At 37.1% G+C, this 21160-nt stretch carries 23 protein-coding genes and 1 riboswitch; of the genes, 8 read left to right on the plus strand and 15 right to left on the minus strand.

The window, feature by feature from the left end; all coding sequences use genetic code 11:
* Position 1: 1 nt before the first annotated feature.
* From spoIIIAE to BLP77_RS05210, 9 genes are all read right to left on the minus strand, one after another.
* Positions 2 to 1171, minus strand: a complete 1170-nt coding sequence (gene spoIIIAE, locus BLP77_RS05170) for a stage III sporulation protein AE (RefSeq protein WP_093856060.1) — start codon at positions 1169 to 1171, stop codon at positions 2 to 4.
* A gap of 17 nt (positions 1172 to 1188) precedes the next feature.
* Positions 1189 to 1578 (minus strand): stage III sporulation protein AD, encoded by a 390-nt coding sequence (gene spoIIIAD / locus BLP77_RS05175; protein WP_093856061.1) that lies wholly within the window; start codon positions 1576 to 1578, stop codon positions 1189 to 1191.
* Positions 1578 to 1802, minus strand: coding sequence for a stage III sporulation protein AC (gene spoIIIAC / locus BLP77_RS05180; RefSeq protein ID WP_093856062.1), 225 nt, complete (start codon positions 1800 to 1802; stop codon positions 1578 to 1580). Before spoIIIAC ends, spoIIIAD begins: the two co-directional genes overlap by 1 nt.
* A gap of 84 nt (positions 1803 to 1886) precedes the next feature.
* Positions 1887 to 2399 (minus strand): stage III sporulation protein SpoIIIAB, encoded by a 513-nt coding sequence (gene spoIIIAB, locus BLP77_RS05185; RefSeq protein WP_093856063.1) that lies wholly within the window; start codon positions 2397 to 2399, stop codon positions 1887 to 1889.
* Positions 2335 to 3327 carry a stage III sporulation protein AA gene (spoIIIAA, locus tag BLP77_RS05190; protein ID WP_093856064.1) on the minus strand — a complete coding sequence of 331 codons (993 nt, stop codon included), beginning with the start codon at positions 3325 to 3327 and terminating at the stop codon, positions 2335 to 2337. Before spoIIIAA ends, spoIIIAB begins: the two co-directional genes overlap by 65 nt.
* A gap of 171 nt (positions 3328 to 3498) precedes the next feature.
* A complete protein-coding gene (efp, locus tag BLP77_RS05195; protein WP_093856065.1) occupies positions 3499 to 4056 on the minus strand; it encodes an elongation factor P in 558 nt (185 codons plus the stop codon).
* Between the two features lie 23 nt (positions 4057 to 4079).
* A complete protein-coding gene (locus tag BLP77_RS05200) occupies positions 4080 to 5141 on the minus strand; it encodes a M24 family metallopeptidase (protein ID WP_093856066.1) in 1062 nt (353 codons plus the stop codon).
* A 4-nt stretch (positions 5142 to 5145) separates the two neighbouring features.
* Complete coding sequence (aroQ, locus tag BLP77_RS05205; protein ID WP_093856067.1) at positions 5146 to 5595, minus strand: type II 3-dehydroquinate dehydratase; 450 nt, start codon at positions 5593 to 5595, stop codon at positions 5146 to 5148.
* A gap of 44 nt (positions 5596 to 5639) precedes the next feature.
* Entirely contained in the window at positions 5640 to 6140 is a 501-nt protein-coding gene (locus BLP77_RS05210) for a YqhR family membrane protein (protein ID WP_093856068.1), read from the minus strand.
* Positions 6141 to 6310: 170 nt separating this feature from the next.
* Here BLP77_RS05210 and BLP77_RS05215 point away from each other — a divergent pair, with 170 nt between their 5' ends.
* Positions 6311 to 6652, plus strand: coding sequence for an SA1362 family protein (locus BLP77_RS05215; RefSeq protein WP_093856069.1), 342 nt, complete (start codon positions 6311 to 6313; stop codon positions 6650 to 6652).
* Between the two features lie 34 nt (positions 6653 to 6686).
* Here the strand turns inward: BLP77_RS05215 and BLP77_RS05220 are convergent, their stop codons facing one another.
* Complete coding sequence (locus tag BLP77_RS05220; RefSeq protein ID WP_093856070.1) at positions 6687 to 7574, minus strand: patatin-like phospholipase family protein; 888 nt, start codon at positions 7572 to 7574, stop codon at positions 6687 to 6689.
* A gap of 114 nt (positions 7575 to 7688) precedes the next feature.
* Entirely contained in the window at positions 7689 to 10247 is a 2559-nt protein-coding gene (locus tag BLP77_RS05225) for a vitamin B12-dependent ribonucleotide reductase (protein WP_093856071.1), read from the minus strand.
* 284 nt (positions 10248 to 10531) lie between these two features.
* On the opposite strand from BLP77_RS05225, the gene BLP77_RS05230 reads away from it, so the two are divergent.
* The gene (locus tag BLP77_RS05230; protein WP_093856072.1) at positions 10532 to 10924 is read left to right on the plus strand and encodes a rhodanese-like domain-containing protein; all 393 of its coding nucleotides are present in this window, start codon (positions 10532 to 10534) and stop codon (positions 10922 to 10924) included.
* A 94-nt stretch (positions 10925 to 11018) separates the two neighbouring features.
* Here the strand turns inward: BLP77_RS05230 and gcvPB are convergent, their stop codons facing one another.
* From gcvPB to gcvT, 3 genes are read right to left on the minus strand one after another with little or no spacing between them, the layout of a single operon-like run.
* Positions 11019 to 12488, minus strand: coding sequence for an aminomethyl-transferring glycine dehydrogenase subunit GcvPB (gcvPB, locus tag BLP77_RS05235; RefSeq protein ID WP_093856073.1), 1470 nt, complete (start codon positions 12486 to 12488; stop codon positions 11019 to 11021).
* A complete protein-coding gene (gene gcvPA, locus BLP77_RS05240; RefSeq protein WP_093856074.1) occupies positions 12481 to 13830 on the minus strand; it encodes an aminomethyl-transferring glycine dehydrogenase subunit GcvPA in 1350 nt (449 codons plus the stop codon). Before gcvPA ends, gcvPB begins: the two co-directional genes overlap by 8 nt.
* 14 nt (positions 13831 to 13844) lie before the next feature.
* Positions 13845 to 14948 carry a glycine cleavage system aminomethyltransferase GcvT gene (gene gcvT / locus BLP77_RS05245; RefSeq protein ID WP_176752965.1) on the minus strand — a complete coding sequence of 368 codons (1104 nt, stop codon included), beginning with the start codon at positions 14946 to 14948 and terminating at the stop codon, positions 13845 to 13847.
* 149 nt (positions 14949 to 15097) lie between these two features.
* A riboswitch (glycine riboswitch) is annotated at positions 15098 to 15191 on the minus strand.
* A 119-nt stretch (positions 15192 to 15310) separates the two neighbouring features.
* Between gcvT and BLP77_RS05250 the strand changes: the two genes are divergently transcribed.
* Complete coding sequence (locus BLP77_RS05250) at positions 15311 to 16933, plus strand: DEAD/DEAH box helicase (protein ID WP_093856076.1); 1623 nt, start codon at positions 15311 to 15313, stop codon at positions 16931 to 16933.
* A complete protein-coding gene (locus tag BLP77_RS05255; RefSeq protein ID WP_093856077.1) occupies positions 16920 to 17726 on the plus strand; it encodes a YqhG family protein in 807 nt (268 codons plus the stop codon). The genes BLP77_RS05250 and BLP77_RS05255 overlap by 14 nt, the downstream gene beginning before the upstream one ends.
* A 124-nt stretch (positions 17727 to 17850) precedes the next feature.
* Here the strand turns inward: BLP77_RS05255 and BLP77_RS05260 are convergent, their stop codons facing one another.
* Positions 17851 to 18351 carry a shikimate kinase gene (locus BLP77_RS05260; RefSeq protein ID WP_093856078.1) on the minus strand — a complete coding sequence of 167 codons (501 nt, stop codon included), beginning with the start codon at positions 18349 to 18351 and terminating at the stop codon, positions 17851 to 17853.
* Between the two features lie 29 nt (positions 18352 to 18380).
* Here BLP77_RS05260 and comGA point away from each other — a divergent pair, with 29 nt between their 5' ends.
* Genes comGA through comGD form a run of 4 tightly spaced genes read left to right on the plus strand, consistent with a single transcriptional unit; the run spans position 18381 to position 21150 of the window.
* Positions 18381 to 19385 carry a competence type IV pilus ATPase ComGA gene (gene comGA, locus BLP77_RS05265; RefSeq protein ID WP_245686810.1) on the plus strand — a complete coding sequence of 335 codons (1005 nt, stop codon included), beginning with the start codon at positions 18381 to 18383 and terminating at the stop codon, positions 19383 to 19385.
* Complete coding sequence (locus tag BLP77_RS05270; RefSeq protein ID WP_093856079.1) at positions 19354 to 20391, plus strand: type II secretion system F family protein; 1038 nt, start codon at positions 19354 to 19356, stop codon at positions 20389 to 20391. Before comGA ends, BLP77_RS05270 begins: the two co-directional genes overlap by 32 nt.
* 14 nt (positions 20392 to 20405) lie before the next feature.
* Positions 20406 to 20720 carry a competence type IV pilus major pilin ComGC gene (gene comGC / locus BLP77_RS05275; RefSeq protein ID WP_093856080.1) on the plus strand — a complete coding sequence of 105 codons (315 nt, stop codon included), beginning with the start codon at positions 20406 to 20408 and terminating at the stop codon, positions 20718 to 20720.
* Entirely contained in the window at positions 20710 to 21150 is a 441-nt protein-coding gene (comGD, locus tag BLP77_RS05280; protein ID WP_176752966.1) for a competence type IV pilus minor pilin ComGD, read from the plus strand. Before comGC ends, comGD begins: the two co-directional genes overlap by 11 nt.
* Positions 21151 to 21160: the final 10 nt, after the last annotated feature.

Raw genomic sequence — 21160 nt, forward strand, 5'->3', positions numbered from 1 at the left:
TTTAACGAACCATCAAAGTCATATTTCCTACAATGATGAGCATGACTAATGCAAAGAAAAACATCATGGAAACAGCTAATAACGCTGCTAAAATATACAAGATATGCTTGCCCATCGTTTCAATCGCATCGACAATCGGCCCATCTGCAACAGGTTGAAGTAAAGCTGAAGATAATCGGAAAATTAACCCTAGTACTAAGACTTTTAATGCGGGGAACAATGTAATGATCATAACGAGTACGACACCGGCTAAACCGATAGAATTTTTTAATAATACTGATGCAGAAAACACGGTATCCGTTGCATCCGTAAACATCCGACCAATGACGGGTATAAAGTTACTCGTGACGAATTTTGCCGCTCGTATGGCAACACCATCTGCAACTGCTGCATTAACGCCTTGTAAAGACATCACAGATAAAAATAAGGTTAAAAATATTCCTAATATCACAAATGCGGCATGCTTCATAAGATTCGCTAATTGACTAACGTTATATTCTTTATTAATCGTACTTGCGATGTTTAAAATCGCAGATAAAAAGAATAAGGGGAGCACGATTTTACTTATTAAAACGCCACTAACTTGTACGAAAACGAGCAATAATGGATGAAAGAATGCAACCGATGCCACATTTCCGAAAGCCGCCATCATACTTAACATTAATGGTAAAAGGGCAAGCATAAAGTTCCCCATTCCATCGATGGCCCCTGTTGTATAGGAAACAGCTTGTTGAAAGCTTGTAATTGCAATCGTTAATAAAACACCGAATATCACGAGATAACTAACTTTCGATACGGATTCATTTTCAAATGAACCAATTAATAGCTTTAAAAAAACACTTAATAGAGTTAAGAAAATCAACATGCCTAAAAGCTTGCCATTAACAATCCATTCATCGATAAAAAAATTCATGATCCCGGATATCCAGTTTTTTAAGGAAAAAATAGAACCATCCCGTACAGAATCTAACCAATGGTCATCCGACGAAACCGGTAAATACTCCCGATATCGACTAAGGATTTGTTGCCACTGGGCTTGCATTTCTTCACTTTCAACCCATTCTTTTGGTGCTTCAAATAATTGATCATTAGTTGTGGCATTTGATTCTATGAAGTTTAGGTTCAGCAATATACTGAAAAAGATAATAGATATAAAGATTTTTTTTAACATGGATGATCCCTTCTTCACTAGTTCGGAATAAAATTCATTAACGTTTCCAATACCGCTATGAATATAGGTAGAGCAAATAGTAAAATAAATATTTTTCCAACCAATTCTACTTTTATGGCGATAGCTTCTAGGTCTGCATCTTTTAGGAGTTGAGACGTAAATTCTGTGATGTAGGCAATACCAATCACTTTGAAGATGGTATCTAGATGAAGAAGTGATACATTAAAGCGAGAAACAATCTGCTGAACGACATCGAATAGCTGTGCAACTTTATCTAATATAAAAATAAAGACGATAACACCGGTTATAACAATTAATAGAAAGCCTATTGTTTCATGCTTCTCACGCACTAGAATAATGAGTAAGGCGCCCACAATGACAACCATCAAAATCTGTAGCATTTGCATTACATGAAGAACCCTCTAAATATCATTTGTAATAAAAAGACAGATCTGATCTGATCAAACAGTCGAGATAGATGATCAATTACAACAACAAGTACGATAATAAAACCTATTAGTGTAGCCCAATGAGCCATATCTTCTTTCCCCATTTGTTTTAAGATGGTATGAATCATAGCGACGACAATCCCTATGCCAGCAACTTGAAAAAGTAAATATACATCGGTCATCTATCTTAACCCTCCTACTCGATCTGACAGGTAAGTAAGCTAAAGCCGATACCTGCATTAGTACACCCGCTTCTGATTTACGAATCACAAAAATATTAGTGTTAGCAACAGACCAGATAAAACGCCTAGCGCGCGAAACATATTTGAAAAGCGCTTTTCATCTTCAGCAGCATCGTTTAATTCCCGCTGTAAATGTACTTTAGTTAGATGAATTTGCTTTTGCTGTTGTTCTAAATTATGAATCCCTAATGTTTGTCCAAATTGTATAAATACTTCTTTTTCCCTTTCTTTCATCGCAGTATGATGCCATTTCCGTTCTAAGTTTTGTTGCCAAATGTGTTGTAAGGATTCACGACTTTTCAATAAATGTTCAGAGATGTCATAGAAGATATAACTCATAGGTGGGGATAATTGCTTTGATAATTTATGCAACACGTGATGAATCGGTTCTTGTCCAAAAACCATTTCAGCTTCCATAATTTGAAGAGCATGTAATAATTCACGAATTTGCTTTGGTCGTTTTGTATAGTTTTTAGCGATATCGATTCCGACCCACGTGCACGTGAACAGTATCAGAATGGCTCCGATCCATTTCATAGCGATTTCCCCTTATGTTATTCGTTAATGAATCGAACGTTTCACCATATACACGCTCGATTTTCCCTGGAGATTGTAAATGATCAAGAAGAATGTATCTTTGAAAGACATGATCTTGAAATAATGGTGCTAATGATGGCCTTTTTCTGATTTCCTCCAATGAATAGCCATGAATACTACAAATCACTTGAACCCCAGCGTGGACCGCTTCTTTTAAGCTTTTAACATCCTTTTCATCTCCAATCTCATCAACAACTAAAACCTCGGGAGACATAGAACGAATCATCATCATCATACCTTCTGCTTTAGGACAATCAGCCATGACATCCGTCCTTCGACCAACATCATGCTGCGGAACCCCTTCAAAAGGTGCTGCAATTTCTGAGCGTTCATCTATTAGCGATACTCTTGCCGATTTAATACCATACAGCCCATCACTTATTGATCGAATCAAATCACGTAATAATGTTGTTTTACCGCTTTTAGGAGCACCTATCATCATGGTGTTAAACATTTTTTCGGATTGTTTATTATATACATATGGAATGATGGCTTTCGCCGTCCCCTTATGCTCTTTTGCTACACGGATATTAAATGAGGAAATGTGGGTAATAGCCTTAACCTGTCCATTCGTAAGTGTCACTTTTCCAGATATCCCAATACGATGACCACCATGAATGGTGATATAGCCATTTCTTAGTTCTTCTTCCATGCGATATACTGAATGTTGGCTGATTTTACCTAAAAACTCTTTCGCATCTTGTTCAGTAAAAAAATGCTTGTCCAAAAAGTAACTATGCGAATGAAAAACTAATTCGACAGATTTATTAATCCTTAAACGAATTTCTTCCAAATCTTCTAAACTACTAGTTATCGTCAAAATGTCATGTTCAATATGATTGGGAAGCACTTCTAATATTTCTTTCATTTGTACATCCTCCTATTGATATCACTATTCTATGAACGCTATTGGTTGAATATGAAAAAGGATATAGATTTATATAGAAATCGTTATGATTCATTTCAGACATTTGAGCATAAAAAAAGAAGCGCAATCACATTGCACTTCTTAACACGATAAAAATTGGTCTATTTTGTTTTATGCACGAGATACGTATTTGCCATCTGTTGTACTGACTACTAAGACATCTCCTTGGTTCACAAAGAGCGGTACTTGAACGACATAACCTGTTTCTAGCGTAGCTGGTTTTGTTCCCCCGCTGGCTGTATCCCCTTTAATGCCTGGCTCAGTTTCAACAACCTCTAGCTCTACGTTCTTAGGAAGCTCAATCCCTAGTGTATCGCCATCATAAATAAGGACGGAGACTTCCATATTTTCTTTCATAAATTGTAATTCATTTTCGATTGTACCAGATGGAATTTCGATTTGTTCAAATGTTTCAGAATCCATGAAAGCGTGATTATCACCGTCTGCATACAAGTATTGCATTTTTCGACGTTCTAAATGTGCTTTATTAACTTTTTCGCCTGCACGGAATGTTTTTTCTTGAATACTACCATTTTCTAAATTACGAAGCTTTGAGCGCACAAATGCAGCACCTTTACCTGGCTTAACGTGTTGGAATTCCATGACCTGCCATATCATACCATCTAATTCTATCGTTAATCCTGTTTTAAAATCGTTTACTGAAATCATTTAAAATTCCTCCTTTGTGACCGTTATAACGTGATTAGTTCTTTTGGAGAGAATGTTAACGTTTCATTCCCATTTTCAGTAATCACTATATCATCCTCAATTCTGCATCCACCGACATCTGGCACGTAAATTCCAGGTTCAATCGTGACAACCATACCTGGTTCTAATACTTTGTCAGATCGGTAAGATAATCCTGGCCCTTCGTGTACATCCATTCCAAGACCGTGTCCTGTTGAATGGCCAAAGTATTCACCATAGCCTTTTTCCTTAATATAGTCACGCGTTAGGGCATCTGCTTCTTTACCCGTTATCCCTGATTTGGTTCCTTCCATTCCTTTTAGTTGAGCTTGTAACACCGTATCATAAATTTCCTGTAATTGATCATTTATTTGACCGACCGCTAACGTACGTGTGATATCAGAACAATAGCCATTATATAAAGCACCAAAATCTAATGTGACTAACTCACCAGATTGAATCTCTTTATCAGAAGCAACACCGTGTGGTAAAGCGGAACGATATCCTGATGCCACGATAATATCAAATGATGAAGATGCTGCACCCTGTTTGCGCATATAGAATTCTAATTCATTAGAAACATCGATTTCTTTCACACCCGGCTTAATCACAGTTTGAATGTGGTCAAACGCCGCATCAGCGATCTCCGCAGCTTCTTTTAATACTTTAATTTCATCTTCTGATTTTATCAGTCTTAATGTTTCAATTAATCCTGATGTCGGTATAAATTCACTCGAAATCTCTTTTTCATACGTTTCATAAAGTGCATATGTCATGCTATCTTTTTCGAATCCAAGTCTTTTAATGCCTAAACGTTTGGCTTGCTCTGCGACTTCAAGATGAATAGGCCCCTTATGTTCAATAATTTTAAAATCTTTAACTTGTTCATTGGCTTGTACAGTATAACGGAAATCTGTGATGAAAAGTGACTCATCATTTGTGACTAGAACCACGCCGGCCGTACCTGTAAATCCTGTCATATACCTTCTGTTTTGACCATTCGTGATTAAAAACCCATCTAAATCCTTTTCAGTTAACTTTTGACGTAATTTGTCTAATTTCAACATAAGTTTATGACTCTCCCCTTTTTTGTATAATTTGGATTAGCGAATAAGCAGCCGCTAAATAACTTGTTGGACCCAACCCAATAATTTGCCCAGCAGCTACTGGTGCAATATAAGACTGATGACGAAATGGTTCACGATTATGTATGTTCGAGAGGTGCACTTCTATAACTGGAATATCTATAGCCTCAACGGCGTCTCGAAGTGCAACACTCGTATGCGTGAATGCTCCGGGATTCAAAATGACACCGGAGCATTTTTGATTGGCTTTATGCAATCGGTCAATCAACTGCCCTTCATGATTGGATTGATAAGCCTCAGTCTGTATTTGATGACGCTGTAATAAATCAGAAACACTCCGCTCAATGTCAGCTAATGTATTGGATCCATACACGTCTTGATTTCGATTTCCTAATAGATTTAAATTAGGCCCATTGAGCAATAGTATCTTTGCCATCTTCAATTCCCCTTAAATTTTGTCCAATAACTAGTTTATCATAATTATGCTTCTTTTTGGGAATTTTTCGGAACAATCCGACGTTCGTGATGCTCATATGAAATCGTATAACCGACAAAAACACCATATAAGATAAATTGACAAACCGTCGTGACGATGGTATCGTAATCCATCTCATTAAATGGAGGTACATAATAAAACATAGGGTTAAACACTATAAAGATAACGACCCATAATCCAATGCCATATAAAATACCTGGTGTGATGCCGTTAAATTTTTTAAAGAATAAATAGTAAACTAATGCCGGGATGATCCCTAGAATAGTTACAATCACAAGGCTTATTAATTCACCTGACAGCCCCTCTGTCCAACTCCCAGAAAAGAATGATCGTAATGTAAATGACGCATGTGAGACATTAGAAAATGAAAAAAAGTAAGCAATAGAACTTACCGATCCCCAAATAAAACCTCCAACAGCCCCACAAAACAGACTCTTTAAAAATACGGAAGTTTGACTTTCTTCTTGTCTTTCTTTTTCAGCCATAGAATCACCCTTTCAACATGTAGTGTTAGCTATTTAAACGGATTCATACCAAACATTTTCTTGTACGTTTCAGACTATTTTTAGTAAAATATCAATATAATAGCGTATATAACATGACATTTTTGGCATGATATTAATAAGTTATAAGATTTGTCTGAAAGGGGTTTATCATGGGCCGAAATGGAAGATTCCTCATATACGGATTGTTTGTTCTAGCAGCTATTGGACTATTGAGTCAATTAATTAATAGTCCCGTCTCATTTTTTAAGAGCTTATTAATGATGGTCGGATTCGCCGTCGTTCTTGGAGGACTCATTTATTATTTCTTGATTGGTCGACGTAAAGGTCATCAGCATGCCAAGTACAAAAAAGCGGTCAAGCAATCGAAAAAAAAATACGGAAGAGGTCAAGAAAAAGCTGCATTTTCATCTATGGGCAATAAACCAAGTCGCATGCAAAAAACATCAAAGAAAAGTCCACATTTAACAGTGATAAAAGGCAATAAAAAATAGCTGGATCTAAGTCACTAGAATCCAGCCTGTTTATTTATCCACTCCATTTCCTAAAAAAAGACTCTGCTTTTAGCCTTCCAATTTCAAATAAATATCGCTTCTCTTCTGCATCCAAATCAAAATCTGTTGCACTAATATCATTAATTGGAATAAACATGATATCCTTTGCCGTCTCTTCTGAAACATATCGGGAATCATGAGCCTGGATCATCGTCCATATAATAGCAGGTAACATATCCACTGCATTATCTATTTTCTGTTTTGGTAATGACGACTTTTTTGCACTTAACTTAATCCCAAGTGTTGGTCTTACTTTAGTGTTTTCCTCGCTAGTAAAAATCCAGAAAGGAAAATTACTTAATGTCCCACCATCAATAAACAGGCTTAGGTAATTGGATTTAGTTAATAGTTTGATTGGTTGAAAAAAATAAGGAATGCTAATACTGATACGTACGGCTTTAGAAACCGGGAAATTCGAAGGTTTTATCCCATAATAAGGTTCTAAATCATCGGGAAAGACAGCTAACCGGCCATTTGTTATATCAGTGCCTATGATAAATAGATTATCTGGTAAGTCACCAAACGTTCGAACACCTTTTTGAGCTAAGAGTCGGTCAATCCATTTTTCAATATATTCACCACGATATAAACCTAATCTAAAATAAAGTGACAACCATTTTAAGAAAGGTAGCTTTTTAGCAAAAGGGTGTGGATCGAGGAAATTCCCTGTATCTTGCGCATTTAATATTTGCCTGACTTCTTCATGTCGGTATCCTGCAGCAATTAAAGATGCAATTAGGGCTCCTGCTGAAGTTCCTGCCACTCTATTAAAGGTTATCCCACGCTTTTCACAGACTTCTAAAGCACCTAAAAATGCAAATGCTTTAATGCCACCACCTGAGAAAACCCCATCGACTTCCATGTTATCCCCGCCCTATTCATGATGATATGCATATCATTTTATGAATAAGACACACCAATTAGAACTATGAAAAGAAAAAGAGCTTGGCTACAAAATAGCCAAACCCTTTATGATTTATAATCCACATTTGAGTTGTGCGCCACAATTGGTACACGTATTACATCCACCAACGTCTTCAACACTACCTTTACGGCAAACTGGACATGTATCACCGATTTCAGATCCAATTGTGACATCAGTCTTATCTAGCTCTTGAACCGTGTCCATTAACACAACTTTCTTTTCTTCTTCTTCAAATAATTCCTGTTGTTCAGAGAAATCATTTTCTTCAGCTTTAAGGGTAAGGACTTGCGTATCACGACTTCCATCAACATACACCGTACCACCTTTAGCACCACCGCGATATAGACGACGATAAACTTTTTCTACTTGATCGACACAGTAGCCTTTTGGTGCATTAACGGTTTTAGAAATCGAACTATCCACCCAACGCTGAATGACACACTGTGTATCCGCATGAGCTTCAGGCGATAACTTCATAGCTGTGACAAACCAGTTTGGAAGCTCATCCTCTGATGCATCTGGATTTAATCGATAATATTCTTCGGCAATATCAGCCTTTACTTCAATAAACTTACCTAAACGTCCACTTCGGTAATAGGTGAAAGAGAAGTACGGCTCTAATCCTGTTGAAACTCCAACCATTGTACCTGTAGATCCGGTTGGTGCAACCGTTAATAGGTGTGAGTTACGGATACCATATTTTAAAATACCTTCTTTAATATCCTCAGGCATTTTTTGCATATAACCGCTGCCGATAAAGCGTTCACGAAGCATTTGTGTTTCTTCATCTGTTTCACCAATTAAAAATGGAAAGCTTCCCTTCTCTTTCGCAAGTTCAATCGATTCACGATAAGCGGTTGTTGCAATGATTTCAAAGATTTGATCAACGAGCTCATTTCCTTCTTTTGAACCGTATTCCGTTTCGCAATAGATTAATAAGTCATGTAGTCCCATGACACCCAGACCAACACGACGTTCTCCTAACGCTTGCTTACGGTTTTCATCTAAGAAATAAGGTGTCGCATCAATTACGTTATCTTGCATTCTGACGCCTACTTCAACCGTTTTTCTTAGTTTGTCAAAGTCAGGCTGTCTACGTTCTTTATCAGCAATGTTTGCTAAGTTCACTGCTGCGAGATTACAGACAGAATATGGAGCGAGAGGTTGTTCTCCACATGGGTTAGTTGCAACGACCTTCTGTCCATAAGCTTTTGCGTTCGTTTCTTTATTCGCATTATCAATAAAGAAAATTCCAGGTTCTGCTGAATAGGTTGCACAAATATTAATCAAATTCCAAAGTTCTTTTGCTTTAATTTGTTTATAAACTTTAATACCGAAACCTAAGTTCTCCCATTCGCGTATATCACCGTACTCATGCCAATTCTCGTTATAGTACGCCATTTTTTCTTCTGTGTAATTTTCAACATCAGGGAAACGAAGCTCATAAACGTCATCGTTTTCAACAGCTTCCATAAATTCGTCCGTGATACATACGGATATGTTCGCACCTGTTAAAAATTCTGGATTATGAACACTGTAAGTACCTCCGTCACGTAATTTATTCTCAGCATCGCGAATGTTTTCTTCAGAAAAGCCACCTTGACCAGGTATGTGCTTATAATTCACAATACCTTGATACATTTGTTCTTCAGCGGTTGTTAGTGGTGTGAATTTTAGTTTATCATTTGCTAATTGCTGGATCGTTTCGTCCTCAATATTTTCAATTAAGTATCGTAAAATTCTTGGGTTTTGCATTTTCGAAATAATAAATTCTATGATATCTGGATGCCAATCATTTAACATGATCATTTGCGCACCTCTGCGCGATCCACCCTGCTCAACGAGGTGTGTGAGCTTTGCAATGTCATCAAGCCATGAAACAGAACCTGATGATTTCCCATTAACTCCTCTAGCCAATGCATTTCGAGGTCTTAAGGTTGAACCATTGGTACCTACACCACCACCTCGTGACATAATCTCCATTACTTGTTTACGGTGGTCACTAATGCCTTCGCGTGAGTCTTTTATAAATGGCATCACATAACAGTTAAAATACGTTACGTCTGTGTTAGAACCTGCTCCGTATAAAACACGACCAGCAGGAATGAAGTTCAAACTTGATAACTCTTCTTTAAATTTTTCGAACCATTCTTGTCGTTTCTCAGGTGACCGCTCGACTTCGGCTAAACCTGTTGCATTTCGTTGTGCAATTTGTTCATAGAAGATTTCTAAAGGCTTGTCTATGACACTAATAGGACGTTCAATGATTCCGGTTTCCTGTTCCTCTTCTTTTTCAAGAACATGAACATAATCATCTTCAATTTTAATCTTTGCCTTTTGCGATTCGTGATTAATTGATACAATGAATCCTGTACCTCTAGCAGGAAATTTCGGGTCTTCCTTAACAGTTAAGACGACGAAATCTCCTTCTTTTAATGTTTTCTTTTCTGTGTCTTTAAAAGCGTATCGGTCCAGCATAACTAAGCGGGATACACCTTTATGTGTTGTGTTCATCTCGGAAGTGATCGGGTGCACGTGTGGAAATTGTTTAATATCCTCATTTAAACGATCCACATCAATCTGGTTTTCCCGGGTTTTAACACCTAACATTAAAATGTCACTCCTTTTATTCGACAAAATATTCAATTATAATAATTGTTGTTGAATTAAAGATAACAGAACCCATAAGATAAATCAATATATAGTATTAGAATTTTTATTTATGCACTAGATATTGTAAAACAAGCATAATAATCGATTAATGTCAATGCAAATGCTTGTCGAATAGTGTAAAATCATTTAGTATCACATGTATAATCACTCAATTATTTTCTTTGAAACTTGTTAGAATCGCCTATATAATTGAACCTAGAAAGATAAGAGAGGGGATATAGATGGACATACTGTTATCTATTTTAATCGTGTTAGCTGCTTTAATATTATTTGGCGTATTTCGCTATATTCGAACGCAGCGTTTTTTAAAAACCTTAACTGAAGCTCAATTTGTTGAAGGCTATCGTAAAGCTCAACTAATTGATGTTCGTGAACCGCATGAATTTGAACGTGGTCATATATTAGGAGCAAGAAATATACCACTATCCCAAATGAAACAACGTTTACAAGAAGTTCGTCCTGATAAACCAGTTTATTTATATTGTCAAAGTGGCCAACGCTCAACACGTGCGGCTACATTACTTCACAAAAATGGCTATCAAGATTTAAACCACTTAAAAGGTGGTTTCCGTAAATGGAATGGAAAAATTAAGGTTAAAAAGAAAGCTTATTAAGCAAACTCCCCTCACTCGAACATTAATCGAGTGAGGGTTTCTTTTTTATAAAGCCATAAAAAGCGACCCTCCTTAAAGAAAGGTCGCTAAAGCTTTACTCTTCATTTTTATAGTAACGCAAAACAGGTTTTCTGGCCGCTTGCGTTTCATCTAGTCGACTAATGACCGTTGTATGAGGTGCTTCTTGAATAATTTCTGGGTCATCTTTTGCCTCATTGGAAATTTGAATCATCGCATCGATAAATTCATCTAATGTTTCTTTTGATTCGGTCTCTGTTGGTTCTACCATCATCGCTTCCTCAACATTTAGTGGGAAATAAATAGTTGGTGGATGGTAGCCAAAGTCTAATAGTCGTTTCGCAATATCTAGTGTACGAGCGCCGAGTTTCTTTTGATTTTTACCTGATAAAACAAATTCGTGTTTACAATGCTGTTTAAACGGTAATTCATATTCTTCCTCTAAACGGCGCATCATGTAGTTAGCATTTAACACCGCATTTTCACTAACTTGTTTCAAACCATCTGGTCCCATTGAACGAATATACGTATAAGCACGAACATTAATTCCGAAGTTACCGTAATAGGGTTTGACTCGACCAATCGAATGCGGACGATCATGGTCAAAGTAATACTGATCGCCATCAGTCGTTAAAACAGGCTTAGGTAAAAATTTAGCCATTTCTTTCGTTACACCGACCGGACCTGAGCCTGGTCCACCACCACCATGTGGTCCTGTAAATGTTTTGTGTAAGTTTAAGTGGACTACGTCAAAGCCCATATCGCTTGGGCGAGCATACCCCATAATCGCATTTAAATTTGCACCATCATAATACAGGCGACCGCCAGCCTCATGAACAATATTGGCCATCTCGACGATATGTTCTTCAAATAACCCTAAAGTATTCGGGTTGGTCAGCATTAAGGCGGCTACATCTTCATCTACTACTCGCTTTAAATCTTCAAGGTCGACTAAGCCTCGTTCATCTGATTTTACGGTTACCGCTTCAAAGCCTGCTACAGTTGCTGATGCTGGATTAGTTCCGTGTGCCGAGTCAGGTACAATAACCTTCGTTCTATTGTAATCACCATTTTCCTCATGAAAAGCACGAATCATCATTAATCCGGTCCACTCACCTTGGGCGCCAGCAGCTGGTTGTAAGGTTACTTCATCCATCCCTGTAATTTCAGCCAACGTTGTTTGTAAATCATACATTAATCCTAAAGCACCTTGAACTGTATTTTCTTCCTGGTAAGGATGGATTTGACTAAAACCAGGAAAACGAGCAACATCCTCGTTTATTTTTGGATTGTATTTCATCGTACAAGAACCTAATGGATAAAAACCGGAATCAACCCCGTGATTTCGAGTTGAAAGCGCGGTGTAATGACGCATAATTTGTAGTTCACTAACCTCTGGTAAGTCAGGGTTTTCTTTTCTAATATAAGCATCATCAAATTCTTGATCGACATCGATATCTGGTACATCCAGTTCAGGTAAGCTATACCCTTTTCGTCCTTCTTTACTTAATTCAAAAATAACTGGGAAATCTTTAAGATTAGCCATTAATATCACCCAATTCTTTTACAAATTGATCAATCTCATCTTTTGTACGAATCTCAGTTACAGCCATTAACATATGATTTTTCCAATCATCACTAACCTTGCCTAAATCAAAACCACCGATAAAGCCTTTATCTAGTAATTGTTTGTTAATGGAAGCAACATCACCTTTAACGTTTACAACAAACTCATTAAAGAACGGTCCACTGTAAACGACTTCTAATCCTGTATCTTCAGCTTTCTTCTTAGCATAACGTGCTTTTTTCATATTTAAAATGGCCATATCTTTTACACCATGTTTACCAAGTGCCGTCATGGCAACAGATGATGCGAGTGCGTTTAGCGCCTGGTTAGAACAAATATTAGATGTTGCTTTATCTCGACGAATATGCTGTTCACGCGCTTGTAGCGTTAAAACAAAACCACGTTGACCTTCTTCATCAACCGTTTGACCGACTAAACGACCTGGAACTTTACGCATTAATTTTTTCGTTGTTGCGAAATAACCACAATGCGGTCCGCCATACTGAGCTGGGATGCCAAATACTTGTGCTTCCCCAACAACGATATCGGCACCAAATTCTCCTGGCGGTGTTAAATAACCAAGTGCCAATGGATTACTTGAAACGACCATCATCGTTTTCTTTTGATTAGCAAGTAGTTCATTCACTTCCTGTAGTGGTTCCACCTGACCTAGGAAGTTTGGATATTGTAAAACAACGCTTGCCGTATCCTCATCTAGCTCAGCCTCTAGCTGACTAAGATCCGTTAAACCATCCTTTACATCGATTTCAACAATATCTAAACCTGGTCCTTTTGCATAAGTTTTAATGACTTCCATGGACTCAGGATGTACAGCTTTAGAGACTAGTACTTTTTTCTTACGAGTTTGACCAGCACTTAAATTTACCGCTTCAGCCAGTGCTGTTCCGCCATCATACATCGAGGAGTTAGCAACGTCCATCCCTGTAAGTTCTGAAATCAACGTTTGGAATTCAAAAATAGCTTGTAATTCACCCTGTGATATTTCAGGTTGATAAGGTGTATAAGCGGTATAAAATTCTGAGCGCGAAATAACATGGTCGACAATTGACGGGATATAATGCTGATAAACCCCTGCCCCTAAAAATGACGTGTGAGTTTGTAAATTAACATTTTGATTAGCTAGCTCTGCTAATTCTTTTTTAAGCTCATATTCACTTTTAGCTGGTTTGATGTTTAAATCACCATTATAGCGAACCTCTTCTGGAATATCTGCGAATAGGTCGTCTGTTGAATCCACACCAACCGTTTTTAGCATAGCTTTTTTATCTTCTTCCGTCATTGGAATATAACGATGTTGCATGATGATCACCCCTCTTATTTTCGTTTATAAAATGGTGTAGGAACGATTTTTGCTTCTAATGTTCGTTTTCTAACCTGAACTTCTAACGTTTCTCCTTCATTGACATATTCAGCTTGCACTAAGGCTAACCCAACATTCTTTCCTAATGTTGGCGACTGAGTACCAGACGTGATAAAACCGACATTTTCCCCATCTTTCAATACATCATAACCATGACGTGGAATGCCTTTATCCATCATTTCAAGACCTACTAGTTTTCGTTTAGGTCCATTAGCTTTTTGCTCAGCTAATACCTCTTTCCCGATAAAGTCTGCTTCTTTTTTCGCTTTCACGGCAAAACCTAAGCCGGCTTCAACAGGTGTAATATCTTTTGAAAGCTCCTGACCATAAAGGGCTAAATTAGCTTCAAAGCGCAATGTATCACGAGCACCTAAGCCAACTGGCGTAACACCATGGGCTTCACCAGCCTTAAGAATAGCTCTCCATAGCTCAACGCCACTAGCATGGTTGATGTAAATCTCAAAACCATCCTCACCTGTATAACCTGTACGTGAAATGATCGCACCATGTTCAATGCCATTTAATTGAACATCTTGTTTAAATCTAAAGAATTTGATTTCACTCAAATCTTCTTCTGTTAATTGTTGCAAAATGGTTTCAGCCTTAGGTCCTTGAAGTGCAATCTGAACATAATCGGGTGTGACATTACGAACGGTCACATCACCTTCTGCATGCTCCTTCAACCAGTCATAATCTTTTTCCGTATTGGCTGCATTGACGACTAGAAAATACTTGCTCTCATCAAGCTTATATACTAATAAGTCGTCAATCGTACCACCGTCTTCATAACACATAATCGTGTACTGCGCTTGGTTTATAGAGGCTTTAGATAAATCATTCGTTAGCATTTTTTGTAGATAAGCTTCACTATCTGGGCCTTCTACTAATATTTCTCCCATATGAGAGACATCAAATAAACCAGCTTTTTCTCGTGTTGTATGGTGTTCATCCTTAATCCCAACAAATTGAACTGGCATTTCCCATCCGCCAAAATCGACTGTTTTGGCATTAAAATCCTGATAAACAGGAAATAATGGTGTCCGCTTTAATTCTCCCACTTTCATCCCTCCAATTTTTAAACATTAAAAAAGAGAATACCAAATTAACATTCGGAATTCTCTGTCCTGTCACCTGAAAGTTTCGTAATATTCAATGATATTACTTGCATCTTTGGTGGTTCATATCACATGAACACTCTCCAGAGTAGCGTCATACAAGAGTCTTTTTGCCTGAGAGATTCATACGTCATAACGTACTTGCTCCGTCGGCGCCACGTGTGTGGTCTCTCCCCTTATAATCATTCGCCAGATGATATTCTATTTTATGTACATAATATGACTATTCTTGTGACACATTATAGCATATGTGTCTCTATTGTGTAAGCGTCACATTGATTTATTTATAGAGAGGAGCATGACCGATGAAATTAGTTATCGACGATCATGACCTTGACTTACTTTCTAACAATCTTGATCATTATCAATCAAGTGATTGGGATACTTTTAAACAAGCTTATACCTTAAGCCAGATGAAAATGAATCATAAAGATGCTTTAACTTGTATGCAGTACTTGCCTCATTTAGAGCTTATGTCGCACCAGCTTGATGCGGTTAAAAAGGTATTACATCAAATGCACGGTCGAGCCATTCTCGCCGATGAGGTTGGTTTAGGTAAAACGGTTGAAGCAGGCGTAATCCTTAAAGAATTAATGGTTAAAGGATTAGTCAAAAAAGTGCTCATACTAGTTCCTTCATCGTTGATTCGTCAATGGGAAAGTGAACTTAATAAAATGTTCTATATCCCGGCTAAAGCGAAACATCGTTCTTATCCTTGGCAAGCGTATGATATCGTTATTTCATCCATTGATTTAGCTAAAAAGGATCCGCATTCTAGTGATATTTTAAACGAAGAATATGACATGCTTATTGTCGATGAAGCACATCGTTTAAAAAACCCAAAAACGAGAAACTATCAATTCGTCAAACAGATCAGATCAACCTATTGCCTATTGTTAACAGCAACACCCATCCAAAATAAAATAGATGAGATTTACTATTTAATGTCGATTGTGCGCCCGGGCTTACTCGGAGATAAACAATCATTTAAGCGTACCGTTAGAGAAGAACGAAAGGATGACAATAGCAATGCGATCCAAACATTAGTCAAACAATCGATGGTTCGAAACAGAAGATCTGAAACAACTAATCATTGGACTAAACGCGATATTGATACGATTTATGTTGACTTTACGGATGAGGAAATGGAGTTTTATAAACATTTAGAGTCACTCGATGGCATGCATTCCTTTACTGCCTTAACTTTACAGCGCGAAATTTGCTCAAGTCGAGAGGCCTGCTATCAATCAATAGGTCAATCAAACTGGAATGATGAATTTAAGAAGGACTTAATGCAACAAATCGAACAGCTGCCACACCATGCCAAAGCCTTAAAAACCGTTGAATTTGTTAAATCATTAAATGAAAAATGTATCATTTTTACAGAATATAAATCAACACAAATTTATTTACAATGGTTGTTACATCAAAACGGTATTCTGTCGGTTACCTATAACGGGGGATTCCGCAAAAGTAAGAAAGAATGGATGATTCAACTCTTTAAAAATAACGCGCAGGTTTTAATTGCGACGGATGCGGGTGGTGAAGGGTTGAACCTACAGTTTTGTAACCACATGATTCATTATGACTTACCATGGAATCCAATGAAGCTTGAACAACGTATTGGCCGTATCCACCGTTTTGGTCAAACAAAAGATGTCAATATTTATTATACGGTGTTAAGAAATACGATTGATCAACGTATTCTTGATTTACTATATGACAAATTAGATTTATTTAAAGATGTGATAGGTGAGTTAGATCAAATATTGAGCCAGCTTGGTATTCAAAACCTTGAAGATGAAATTGAAGAAATCGTTCGGGATTCTCGTTCTGAGAAAGAAGCTTCTATTAAGGTCGACCATTTGTTTTCAGTCATTAGTGATAGTCATGTAGAGGAAAGGAACATCGCCAATGAATCAAGCTGAAATTCATCAATTTCTCGTTAATTTTTTTAAAAAGCGTCAAGCAACCTTTGAACATAATGAGCCCGGCTTATTAAAAATCAAATTAACTGAAGATCTGGATCAACGCTTAATGAATCGGCCATTTTATTGGCAATATGTTAAAAAGTTAGGTTACAAAGGCGATCCGATGTCGGTCACCTTTATATCTGATAAACAGAAAAAAGGTGAAGCAGGCGAATGGATTCATTATGGATCACCACGACTCGAACAGCTTTTTCAGATGATTTTAGATGAGGGAAAATATGCTGAGCTCTATGAACAGATCAATCAGGATGAACGGCACGCCTTTCATCCTTGGTTTATTTGTAATATGCTCGTGCGTTATCGAGGCGCATACACCCATGACGAAATGGTTAGTGTTGGTGTCTATCTCATTAATGGTGCCATGCGTTTTCGAATGATGGACGAGATCATTAATCATCAATTTAATGAAGTCATCCCTGATTACTGTTATAAAATTCCTCCTATTATTAATCGCATTCGAGCGATTCAAATAATTAATAGAGAGTTGCAGCATAGAATCTCTGAGCGTTCAACCAATTTTGAATACGAATCCTTTGAGCTTTATCAAAAAGAAAAAAACATGACCGAAGAACTGTTTCAAGGTCGGGAAGATGATATCGATTTATTAAAGGAAAATATCGAACAACAAATATATGATCGTTTATACCCAAAAGTAGACCTATCACTAATTAATTGCGGATTGTTTTATTTAACAGAAAGCAGGTCAAAAAAATTATTAAACGTTTCTTAAATTATGCATTATTTTAGTTTTCTCACCTAATATTTATAAAAATGCTCTATTTTCGGTGAGAAAACTAATTTTTTACGGGCAGAAAACGCATTTTTCTATCCATTGACACAACAATTTTATCGCGTTATAAATTTATGTGTAACATAATTTGTTGAACGACCTCTTGAACCGATCTTCCATCGGTTGAAATGCTTAATGAGGCTGATTGCCGATAAAGCTCCTGACGTTTATCAAACATCAACTGACGTTCCTTCAATGATTGTTGCCACAAAGGTCTTGATGAATCTTCCCCAATACGTTTCACAATTGACTCGAACTGTGTTTCTAAAAAGATGGTGAGGAATTCCTCTTGTAGTAATAACCGGTTTTCTTCTCTTTCAACTATTCCACCACCAGTGGCGATAACGATCAAATGTTTAGAAGAGAGATTTTTTAGAGTCTCTGTTTCCTGTTCTCTAAAAAATGCTTCACCATACGTCTCAAATAATTGTGGAATCGACTTTTTCGTATGTGATTCAATCAAACGATCGGTATCTAAAAATGTATGGTTTAATTCATTTGATAATGCTTGTCCCACGGTAGTTTTACCTGATCCCATAAAACCGATTAATGCGATTGGTTTCATTTTATCACCTACTTTAAGGAGGGCTAGATGTGAATAACCCCGAACAATTTTCAAATCGGATTATGAATGAAGCCCTTCGAAAAAGGGCGACTGATATCCATTTCATACCGATAGATGAAAGCGTATTGATATATTTTCGTATTAATGGTTATCGTTGGTTCTATCAGAATCTATCATTTAAAGTATATCATGGTTTAATGAGTTATTATAAGTTCGTCTCTGGTATGGATATTGCAGAGAAAAGACTCCCTCAGAACGGGACGATGCTGTATCAACTCAATCAACATACTTATGATTTACGTTTATCAACACTACCAACGCAAAACCTCGAAAGTCTCGCCATAAGAATACTGCCAAAAGATTATTTTCCAGATTTAGAACAGTTATTTATCTTCCCTAAACAGGCTCTCAAACTAATGGAATGGGTACAACAGCAAGCAGGGATTATATTATTCACGGGTCCAACAGGTTCTGGTAAATCGACATCGATGTATGCCCTCGTTAAAAAAGCAATAGAAACATATAAATTTCAAGCGATTACACTTGAAGACCCTGTTGAGCAATCGATTCAAAACTTACTCCAAGTACAAGTAAATGAAAAGGCTGGATTCAATTACGACGTTGGATTAAAGGCAGCATTAAGACATGATCCGGACATGATCATGATTGGTGAAATAAGAGACGAAGAAACGGCAAGATTTGCTTTTAGAGCTGCCTTAACGGGACACCTTGTGATCAGCACCGTACACGCTAAAAACGCTTTTGGTACCCTTTCTCGTCTCAACGAAATGGGACTTCATAAATCAGATTTAAGTCAATCAATTATAGGTATTGCCTCACAACAGCTGATTAATATCTCGATTTCTTCGAGCGAAGATATTGGACGAAGAGCGGCTATTGCCGAGTTATTAACCGGTAATAATTTAGATCAAGCAATTAATGGGTTCCCGCCAGAGAGCAATCACAGCTACCAAACGTTTGCGATGTTAAGGAGGAAAGCCTATGCCCTTGGTTACACTCACCTTTCGTCGTAAATCATTACCTATAGCGAAACAAATTCTTTTTCTTAACCGCTTAGCTAAACTCTTAATGAAACAATATACCATGAAACAAGCATTAGAATTTATGCTTTATGACCCTCAACTCAAAAATATCGCATTTTCATTCTTTGATTTTCTTCAAAACGGTCGCTCGATTGATGATTGCTTTAAGCTTACTTACTTTCACCCACTGGTTATAGCCTTTATGAGCTTTTCAAAAGAATCTGGTCACATCAGCGAACATTTAATGAGCTGTGCTCAAATTTTAAAAATGAAAGAGGATCTTGAAAATAAGCTCAAACGTGTATCAAGATATCCTCTCCTTCTATCCATCGTGAGTGTGTTCGTTTTTATCGGTATGAATGTTTATTTATTACCTGTTTTTACGAATACCTTTGAAAGCTTTGGCCAAACTGAATCTTTAAAATCGTTTGAACTCATCATCAACATTTTTAATTATCTTTTTATAGGGGTGATGATGGTTGTCGCCATCGTTTTAGTTATCCTGTTATATGTACGTCGACTAGAAATTGAGAAAAAAATAAAAATGATTCGCCAGATCCCTTACCTGAGCAATATTTATAAATTGTTAGTCAGTATGCAACTCTCTTACCAGATCTTTGCAATACTTGATAGTGGGAAAACAATTCGCGAAGCTTTGCAGCTATTAAACGAACAAAATGAACTCAAAATTGTAAAGCATTACGCACGGTTATTAATAAATCAATTAGCACAAGGGAGATCCTTATTTGAATCCTTTGATGTGCTTGAATTAGTTCAAGAAGATTTAAAATGGCTCATTAAAAGGAGTGACCAAGAGGGAACGCTTTCACAGGACCTTCAAACCTATTCCCAGCTATTAATTGAAACGATTGAACATAAAGCTAAGCAATCCATTTTGTGGGTACAACCTATATTTTATCTCATCATGGGTGTGTTGATTGTAGCGATTTATATTTTTACGTTATTTCCAATTTATCAGTTAATGCAGCAAATATAAAAGGAGTGGAAAACATGAAAAGTGAACGCGGTTTTACCTTGATCGAAATGCTCATTGTGCTCTTAATCATTTCGGTTTTGTTAATTTTAACGATTCCAAACATAACGAAATACAATGATGTTGCTGAAGACAAAGGCTGTGAAGCATATTTAGACTTACTACAAACTGAGGTCCAATTATATAAAATTGAATACGATGAATATCCGACAGACATAGGTCAATTAGATTCTGTAGATAATGAGGAGGAATTAACTTGCTTTGAGGACATTATGATTGACGAAAATGGTAATGTCATAGTCGTTGAGGATGAAACAGAAAATGGGGAATAAACAAGCTGGCTTTACAGTAATTGAGATGTTGATCGTCTTAACGATTATTCTTATGATAACGACATTTTCCATGAATCAAATGGTCAAATCCACCACAAATGATCCCTTAGAAGACTTCCTGGAACAATTAGAGAAGGATATTTTCATGATGCAGCAACAAGCAATGACTAAGCAAAAGCAATTATCCTTACTATTTCATTTAAATGAACACTATTATATGATTTACGATTCTCCACTAAACCCAGCCATACTGAAGCGAGACTACGACCATAGGCTTCAACTTGATTTAACTTCCATTAACAATCCACTTCATTACCGATCATCTGGTGTGCCGATTAATCCTGGGTCATTTATTTTGACCTATAACGAAAAACACTATAAAGTTACATTTCCGTTTGGGAAAGGGCGATTTTATGTCACTGAACTCTGATAAGGGGTAT

It is taken from the genome of Tenuibacillus multivorans (genome assembly GCF_900103915.1).
Classification (GTDB): domain Bacteria; phylum Bacillota; class Bacilli; order Bacillales; family Alkalibacillaceae; genus Tenuibacillus; species Tenuibacillus multivorans.

Bases quoted from the DNA above. Each gene is read 5' to 3' on its own strand.
- spoIIIAE (WP_093856060.1), bottom strand. From the start codon at position 1,171: ATGTTAAAAAAAATCTTTATATCTATTATCTTTTTCAGTATATTGCTG.
- spoIIIAD (WP_093856061.1), bottom strand. From the start codon at position 1,578: ATGCAAATGCTACAGATTTTGATGGTTGTCATTGTGGGCGCCTTACTC.
- spoIIIAC (WP_093856062.1), bottom strand. From the start codon at position 1,802: ATGACCGATGTATATTTACTTTTTCAAGTTGCTGGCATAGGGATTGTC.
- spoIIIAB (WP_093856063.1), bottom strand. From the start codon at position 2,399: ATGAAATGGATCGGAGCCATTCTGATACTGTTCACGTGCACGTGGGTC.
- spoIIIAA (WP_093856064.1), bottom strand. From the start codon at position 3,327: ATGAAAGAAATATTAGAAGTGCTTCCCAATCATATTGAACATGACATT.
- efp (WP_093856065.1), bottom strand. From the start codon at position 4,056: ATGATTTCAGTAAACGATTTTAAAACAGGATTAACGATAGAATTAGAT.
- BLP77_RS05200 (WP_093856066.1), bottom strand. From the start codon at position 5,141: ATGTTGAAATTAGACAAATTACGTCAAAAGTTAACTGAAAAGGATTTA.
- aroQ (WP_093856067.1), bottom strand. From the start codon at position 5,595: ATGGCAAAGATACTATTGCTCAATGGGCCTAATTTAAATCTATTAGGA.
- BLP77_RS05210 (WP_093856068.1), bottom strand. From the start codon at position 6,140: ATGGCTGAAAAAGAAAGACAAGAAGAAAGTCAAACTTCCGTATTTTTA.
- BLP77_RS05215 (WP_093856069.1), top strand. From the start codon at position 6,311: ATGGGCCGAAATGGAAGATTCCTCATATACGGATTGTTTGTTCTAGCA.
- BLP77_RS05220 (WP_093856070.1), bottom strand. From the start codon at position 7,574: ATGGAAGTCGATGGGGTTTTCTCAGGTGGTGGCATTAAAGCATTTGCA.
- BLP77_RS05225 (WP_093856071.1), bottom strand. From the start codon at position 10,247: ATGTTAGGTGTTAAAACCCGGGAAAACCAGATTGATGTGGATCGTTTA.
- BLP77_RS05230 (WP_093856072.1), top strand. From the start codon at position 10,532: ATGGACATACTGTTATCTATTTTAATCGTGTTAGCTGCTTTAATATTA.
- gcvPB (WP_093856073.1), bottom strand. From the start codon at position 12,488: ATGGCTAATCTTAAAGATTTCCCAGTTATTTTTGAATTAAGTAAAGAA.
- gcvPA (WP_093856074.1), bottom strand. From the start codon at position 13,830: ATGCAACATCGTTATATTCCAATGACGGAAGAAGATAAAAAAGCTATG.
- BLP77_RS05250 (WP_093856076.1), top strand. From the start codon at position 15,311: ATGAAATTAGTTATCGACGATCATGACCTTGACTTACTTTCTAACAAT.
- BLP77_RS05255 (WP_093856077.1), top strand. From the start codon at position 16,920: ATGAATCAAGCTGAAATTCATCAATTTCTCGTTAATTTTTTTAAAAAG.
- BLP77_RS05260 (WP_093856078.1), bottom strand. From the start codon at position 18,351: ATGAAACCAATCGCATTAATCGGTTTTATGGGATCAGGTAAAACTACC.
- BLP77_RS05270 (WP_093856079.1), top strand. From the start codon at position 19,354: ATGCCCTTGGTTACACTCACCTTTCGTCGTAAATCATTACCTATAGCG.
- comGC (WP_093856080.1), top strand. From the start codon at position 20,406: ATGAAAAGTGAACGCGGTTTTACCTTGATCGAAATGCTCATTGTGCTC.
- comGD (WP_176752966.1), top strand. From the start codon at position 20,710: ATGGGGAATAAACAAGCTGGCTTTACAGTAATTGAGATGTTGATCGTC.